General features: G+C 69.7%; 1 protein-coding gene. It reads right to left on the bottom strand.

The genetic code is table 11. From position 1 onward, the window contains the following. Positions 1-339 precede the first annotated feature (339 nt). Positions 340-978, bottom strand: coding sequence for an SDR family oxidoreductase (locus ACFWWU_RS37525; protein ID WP_384153785.1), 639 nt, complete (start codon positions 976-978; stop codon positions 340-342). Positions 979-1,054: the final 76 nt, after the last annotated feature.

The raw sequence follows: 1,054 nt of genomic DNA, 5'->3' as shown, positions 1-1,054 counted from the left end.
CTCGTGGATCGGTCATGATGCCTCCGCGCTCGGGATCTCTCCAGCGTGCGCCGCACCCGCCATGCGGTCAACGGGTTGACGTCCGCCTCCGAAGTGTCCGGCACGGCGACTCCGTCGATCGCCTATCTCCGAATGCTGGCGGACGCGAGCGCCCGCGTGCAGAATGAAGCCACTGACATGGAGGTGGGCGATGTCGACGGAAACCGTGATCTGGTCGATTCTCGGAACGTTCATTGCGGTCGGAGGCCTCTTGGGTCTCGCGGCGCTCGGGTCGCTGATCCGACGACCTCGCGAGCACTGATCGTTCCGGCGCTCGTGCCAGCGCTCGAACGGCGTCGGTCAGCCGAGCGCTTCGGCGATCGGCGTACCACCGCCGTTGAACCGGATGGTTCGGCGCACCGTCGAATCGCGGGCCACCGCTTCGGCCGCGACGGCCGCGACATCCGCTCGATCGACCGTGCCGCTGCTCGGCGCCTCGACGTCGATGCGTCCCGTGCCCTCGCCGTCGGTCAGCGTGCTCGGGCCGAGGATCGTCCAGTCGAGGGCCGTGCCCACGAGATACTCGTCGGCGGCGGCCTTCGCCTCGGCATACGAACGGAACGAGTTGCCCTCTGGCACGGTATGGTCGGGCGAGCCGAAGTACGACACCATGACGTACCGCGTGACGCCCGCGCTCTCGGCGGCCATCATCGTGCGGATCGCCGCGTCGCGATCGACCGCGTACGTGCGCGCGGGGTCGCCGCCGCCGGCTCCCGCCGACCAGACCACGGCGTCGTGTCCATGCAGGATCTCGGCGAGATCGTCGACGTCGAGCCGTTCGATGTCGGCGACGACCGGGCGAGCGCCCGTGGCCGCGACGTCGCCGCCGTGGTCGGGGTTGCGGATGATCGCGTCGACCTCGTCGCCCCGATCGGCGAGCAGGCGTTCGAGCTGCAGGGCGATCTTCCCGTGGCCCCCGATGATCACGATGCGTGCCATGTGCTCCTCCTCCGGCTGATTCGACCCACGCTACTCCCGGCCGCTGCGGGTGGCCTCTGGCAGGGCGGTGCACCGT

It is taken from the genome of Streptomyces sp. NPDC058650 (genome assembly GCF_042717315.1).
GTDB lineage: Bacteria > Actinomycetota > Actinomycetes > Streptomycetales > Streptomycetaceae > Streptomyces.
This window is presented reverse-complemented; position numbering and strand designations above follow the sequence as displayed.